The organism is Paenibacillus sp. J5 (assembly GCF_054955055.1).
The window spans coordinates 92,846-99,423 of sequence record NZ_JBUEDD010000017.1; the positions used below are offsets into that span (position 1 = coordinate 92,846).

The following is a 6,578-nucleotide window of genomic DNA, read 5'->3' on the forward strand; positions in this document are numbered from 1 at the left end:
ATGGCCGATCATGTCGGTGCAGAACTATATCGTCAAAAATGAACGGATCAGGAATGCATTTTTGGAGTTGAAGCAAAGCGGGAAATTCAATGGTCAGCAACGTCTGAATTTCTCATGGAGCAATTGGGGCTTTGGATTAGAATCACTGGAGGATACGGCGAAACGGCTACAGAAGGCCGGTATTCGTTATATCGAGCTGCATGGAAATCATTACGGTGGCGATCTAGGCTACAAGGTAAACGAAACGCTAGCGGTGCTGGATGAACATGATCTCAAGGTGTCTGGTGTCTGCGGCATGTTCTCAGCGGACAATGATTTGTCCAGCAACCGTGCCATTCATCGTCAGGCGGCGATTGATTACCTGAAGCGGGAAATCGAATTTACCGAGGCGGTTGGAGGAAGCTATCTGCTCGTTGTACCGGGAGCTGTCGGGCGTGCGGCCAAATATGACGATATGGAGTTTGATCGCAGCGTCGAGACGCTGCGCCTGGTGGCCGATTTATTCGTCAAGCATGGCGTGAAAGCTGCAATTGAGCCGATCCGCTCTGCGGAGGTAAGCTTTGTCCATTCGATCGCGGACGCCCAGAAATATATTCGCGCTGTAGACCATCCTGGCATCGGACATATCAATGCGGATATATACCACATGCAGGCGGAGGAAGCCCATATCGGAGAATCGCTGCTGGCTGCCGGTGAGCAACTCGTCAATCTCCATCTGGCGGACAGCAATCGCTGCGCACTCGGAGAGGGTTCGCTTGATCTGGATACCGTCATTATGGCGCTGTATGTGCTTGGCTACAATCGGGAGGGACGCTTCGTAACACCGGAGCCGCTTGGTCCCGGAGGAGACCCCTACCCGGCAATGTATGGCAAGCCGGACAAGGCATTGCTGGATCACATGGTGATGCAATCGGCAGCTTATTTCCGTGAGCGTGAGGAAGCGCTTCTGAGCTAGCGCGGACATAGCTAGGGCAAAGCCCGCATTGGCGGCATTTAATCATAGGGAGTGAAACGTATGACACAGCAACTTTTTTTGCCATCATTGCTTATACCGGAAATCTATCATCCCGTTATGAATGACAAGGGATATACGGCAGGTCTGATCGAGGAGCTGGGCTCGGAGGGCTTCTACCGCTCCTTCGAAATTTGCGATGGCTTTGATGCGGAGGATCGGGGACGGATTCGGACGACGGCACAGGCTAACGGACTTGTTATTACCCAATGGCTGACCTTCTTTATTTACCGCCACAATCTGGATGTGTCTTCGCTGGACTCCTCCTTGCGGCTGGAGACGGTGCGACGGATCAAGGAAAATCTGTACCTGGCCGCAGAATGTGGCGCATCCAACGTTGCGTTTATCCCTGGCCCCGACCCGGGTATCGAGCGGCGCAAGGAAGGCTTCGAAGCCTTCTATGAGAGCTTGTGCGCCATTTGTGAGGAAGCCGCTTCGTACAATCTGACGATATTGGTGGAGCCGCTCGATCGGGATGCCCACAAGAAACGGCTTGTAGGCCCAACAGAGGACGCGGTTGCGCTCCTGTCCAGGGTGAGACAGCAATATCTCAATGCGGGTATTGCCTTTGATACCGCTCATGCGGCGCTGAACGGAGAAGACATAGAGCAGGCTATTGCCCTGGCTGGATCATGCCTGGAACAAATTCATTTCTCCAATGCCATTCTGGACAAGGAAAGCGAAGGATATGGCGATCATCATATGCCGATTGGCCTGCCAGGGTTTCTGACAACGGAAAAAATAGCTTCTATCCTGAGGGCGGTCGGACAGCCGAATGACCCGGAAGGGAAGGGAGTGCGCATTGCCATGGAAGTCAGAAGCCATGAACAAAGCGATATAGAGCAGAATGCCAAATCAGCCAGAACGATTCTGGAAGCTGCGATTCAGATGGCAGGGAAGGAATCGGCATAACCGTTAGGGGCGTTCTCTCTACCCTTGTTCAAAATTACTCTCTTCTATTTGCGTTGTTTCGCAAAATAGAAGGGAGTTTTTTTACATTTTGTCAGAGGACGAGTTGTCTATGCATTCAAGTTCATAGCGCTTGTGACTTATTTCCTATGCCTTGTACTGGCTTCAAATGCTGAGGTGGAAGTGATTAGCGTTGTTTGTCGAGCCTTGTATATTTTTCGTATAGATTGGCCTGCTATAATATGAATGCCGTATCGATTTTTGGTATATTATTCCAAATTGATAGGCGTCATGGTGAACATGCTCGAAAGAAAGGAGGGAAGAACTACGAAGGACAGGCCACCTACTGAACGCTCGACATGTACCCATTGCATCTGATTTCCTTGAAGTCTCTACGGTGTACATGATCTTGGGCAAACAGCATGGGTTTATTCGCGTGAGGCATAATGCCCGGGAATCAACCTGCTGTCAACAAGAAAGTTCGCGGATTTAGGGAATGGAGGAGACATGGGTGTCGAAACGAAAAAGCTATGTAGGTAAAGCGTTCCTGCCTTTATTTTTGGCAGTTATGCTAATCCTGCAGACGGTGATGTTCTCTGCTGCGGCATATGCAGAGAGCCTCCCGCACGGCTCCGATACGGAGTCGGTCATTGAATCAGACCTGCCGAACGCGGAAGAACCATCTTCGGAATCCGATGTGGAGAGCGTGCAAGATGATGCCGCTACAGAAGTGGCGAGTGAACCTGAGGTGCTGGAGAATATTGTTGCGAGGGCGGCAGGCCCGACGGACAAAACAGCAGTACTTACAGGAGCTAATTCAACCTTTGCTGTGGAAGTGTCACAGGGAGGCTCTACTGTTCAGTCAGGCGGTACAATTCAGGGGAGATTACCGCTTACTCTCAAGCTGGCAGATCTCAGGGTGCTCGTGAATGGCGATGACCCCGATCCAACGAATGCAGACCCCGCAAGCTATATTCAAAAGGGTGACTGGGTTGAGCTGAAGAGAGAGGACTACTTCAAGGAAGTGGTGCTGCCGACTGCGAATAGAGTCCTCAATGCACAGACAGAATCCGGTGTAAAACCGCTCGGTACGGTCTATTTCACACCGAATAGCATCAGGATTGTGTTTAACGGCGATGATAACTTCTTCAACGGAGTTGGACGAGGAGTTGTCCTCAGCTTTGAAACGACTGCCGGAGCGGATATTACGGGAATGGAATATGGCGACACCAAGCCAATCTCGATATTCGGGCAAGCCTATGAGCTGAAGAACCCGGATGTTACGCCGGGGTACAGCATTACCTTGACCGGCAACAACTGGCCCAAGACGAAAAGCTGGACCTGGTGGTATGTAACCGTACCGGCCTATCAGGATGGATATTTGACCTTCGAGTCCACTCCATCCTCGTTTGATGTGCTTGATCCCACAATCAAGCTGCCGCTCGACGGAATGACGTATTACACGAAGCCCTCCGATTACCGTATGGTATATGTGCCAGGTTCCTTTAAGGTAAACGGTTCTCAGGTAGATCCGTCCATCGATGAAGATGGCGGTCTGAGCTACCTCTTCCCGAAGGGCACAGGGGTGGAGCCTAAGGTCGAGTATCAGGCATGGTTTCATAAGGACTTGTATTATAAAGAGTATCGTAATGTGTCCATTGATCCAGGGCGTGATAAGGGACAACGCTTTGATCCCAAAGCTGACCTGAAGGATACGAATGATGAGGTGAAAGCAAGTGTAACGCGTGAAACGTGGATTGCACCTGACTGGATTCAAGCATCAGGCTCTTATGACCATCCGAGTGAAACCATTACATGGAAGATCGTTGTCAACCAATATAATAAAAAAGGGTTGCAAAACTTTACGATCACCAACGCTTTGCCTGCGGGACTCGACTTCGTATCTGCCAAGTGGCAGGCATGGGAGGATGGCGTCGCATCTGAAGAACAGTCAATTGTACCAACGGACGGCGTTTATTCCTTTGGAACGGTTAATGGACGTGTAGAGCTAGTGATTCAGAGTAAAGTGACAACTGGCTCCAGCTTCACAATCAACCCGCTCGCCAACTGGACATTGAATACACCAGGTGGCATTCAGGATAATGATGTGACTAGCGGTCCAAGGCCTGCTTCGGTAACGGACGACGCTATCATTACAATCGGCGCACATGCTTTTACAAAAGCAGGCTCTATCTCGACGGAGGACTATAATCTGGGTGGTATCACGTGGACCGTCACGCTAACGCCTCAGTATGCTCTTCCAAACGCGGCGGTATACGATGTGCTGGTGCATGGCGGAGATTTGAATGTCCTAGACAACGCTGTCGATGCAACCGGAGAGGTAGATTCGCAAACGATTGCGAAAATCAAGCAAAACTTGAATACGGCTCAGCTATGGAAGCAATATCACGAGGGAACCCTCAAGAGCGGCGACGGGTTAACCTTGAAGGTTATCCCATTGACTGTGGACGGTAAAGTGGTGGCGGATCTGATCAAAGTGACCGGATATACCGACACAGCCGCGTCCTTCAGCTTCCGTTCCCTTGAGACCAGTCCAGATATTCTATTCAGACAGGATGCTACTTCTACTAATAAAACACGCTGGAATCGTGCTCTGCTAGTTGATGGAGCAGTCGTAAAATCGGCGCAAATCTCTGTTAATCTTCATCTGCGTATGCTGAACAAGGACATGCTCTTTGCGTCGAAGCCGCTGAAGGAAGACGGTACACTTGAAAATGTGAAGCCCAATGACGTCAGCAGCTACATTAGAAACGACGATAATGCAGCATGGACATTGTCCGCCTATGATAGGACAACCAAGACGGTTACATTCCGCTTAGGCGTGAATATGCCGGGGTACAACACAGAGGAAATGGCGAAGCAAGGCGGCAGCCGAGTCATCAGCAACATCAGGCTTGTGGATACACTGCCCGATGGCTGGGAATTCGTGCCGTTTTCAGATGACAAGGAATTCGAGCTCTGGGAGGGTTCCTCCGGTAATGGCGGAGGTACCGAGTATGGTATCAGAAACGATGCCAAAACCGTTATTGAACCTGGTACGACTGCTCATGTCGTCAGCTTCTCCCATAGTGGAAACGTAGGAACCTTCACCTTCTCCAAGTTGGAAAGCCCTTATGTGATTTTGATAAAGGCAAGACCGTCCAACACGGCATTAGAGAAGTATCTGGAGGAATATCTAACGGGCGGCACAGACAAGCAGGTGCTGTATAACAAAGCCGATCTTCACATGATATGGGGCGGGGAAGAAAAGGTTGTGACCGAACAACGCAAGATGATTGTGCCGGTTCAGACCTTAGGCAAATCCGTAAGCAAGCCAGTGCCAGGGGTGCTGGAATGGACAGTGAATTATACCCCGCCGTTCAACATGGAGAAAGGGGTATACTTGCAGGACACTCTGGGTGCCGGCATGAATCCGCGCTATGATAGCAGCGGCGAGCTTGTGCTGACATCGCCTAGCATGGCAGTGTATCCTGCCGAGCTGACTGCCAGCGGCGCTCTGAAACGAGTCGGCGCAGCACTGGATCTGAGCGACCCTGATGCTGAAGTTCAGGTGAAGGCTGAACCAGGTGCGGAAGGCACTACGGTGCTAACCTTCAAGATGAAAGATCCAAACAAGCTCTATCAATTTGTATATCAAACAGAGGTTGATCCCAAGAAAGCGAAGCCTGGAGACAAGATGGGCAACGAGGTCAAGCTGGAGGGCGATGACAAGCTGAAATCTGTCAGTGCCAAAAGCGAAAGCACGCTCGACAGTGCGGACGTAGCTGGAAGCTCCACCTCCAATGCTCTGTTGCCCCTGACCAAGGTAGATCCCGAGGGCAATCCGCTGTCTGGTGTAGAGTTTACACTCTACAAGAAGAATGATGGAACTCAAGTTGCCAAAGGAACAACCGGTACCGGAGGGAAGCTTAATCTGTTATTCCCGGACCCAGGGTATTATGAGCTGAAGGAAACGTATATTGATACCACAACCTGGTTGCCAACGACAAGAATCTATCAGGTATACGTCGGCAATACGCCAGGGAAGCCCATCTGGGTAGATGGCGTCAAGGTAGGCTCTGATGATCCTCTGGTTGTCCCTACACCGGCACAAGGAAAGCTGACCATCAGTAATAAGGTGGAAGGGAATGGCGCTGATGTGTTCAAGGGTTTTGAATACACGGTGACCTTTACCGGGACAGGCAATGACAGAGAATACGCCTACAAGAAGTCAGATGGAACATCGGGCACGCTCAAGAGCGGAGACAAGTTCACCCTCAAACACGGGGAAGCGGTGACGCTCCCGGCATTGCCCGAGGGTCTGGTCTATGCTGTAACGCAGGCCGAGTATACGATCATCGACGGATATACGACCACGCCAGAGACGAGAGAGTATTCCGGTTCGATCGAGTATAAGGGCGATCATAAGGCAGACTTCCTCAATGAACGAATGGTAGCCAAGCTGACTATCAGCAATAAGGTAATGGGCAATGGCGGCAATAAGACGCGAGATTTCGAATACACCGTCAGCTTTGAGGACACCGGCAAGGATGGAAGCTACACGTATGAGAAGTCGGATGGCAGTACAGGAACGATCCAATCCGGCGACAGCTTCCAGCTCAAGGACGGGGAGACGCTGGACATCCTGAATCTGCCT

3 protein-coding genes are annotated in these 6,578 nt (G+C 50.9%); all 3 read left to right on the forward strand.

Annotation, left to right across the window (positions count from 1 at the left end; genetic code table 11):
* Positions 1-10 precede the first annotated feature (10 nt).
* Positions 11-955: a sugar phosphate isomerase/epimerase family protein gene (locus ACY1JZ_RS24705; protein WP_462631395.1), complete on the forward strand. Its 945-nt coding sequence runs from the start codon at positions 11-13 to the stop codon at positions 953-955.
* A gap of 60 nt (positions 956-1,015) precedes the next feature.
* Positions 1,016-1,924: a sugar phosphate isomerase/epimerase family protein gene (locus tag ACY1JZ_RS24710; protein WP_462631397.1), complete on the forward strand. Its 909-nt coding sequence runs from the start codon at positions 1,016-1,018 to the stop codon at positions 1,922-1,924.
* 565 nt (positions 1,925-2,489) lie between these two features.
* On the forward strand, positions 2,490-6,578 hold a 4,089-nt coding region (locus tag ACY1JZ_RS24715; RefSeq protein ID WP_462631404.1), incomplete at its 3' end, for a prealbumin-like fold domain-containing protein.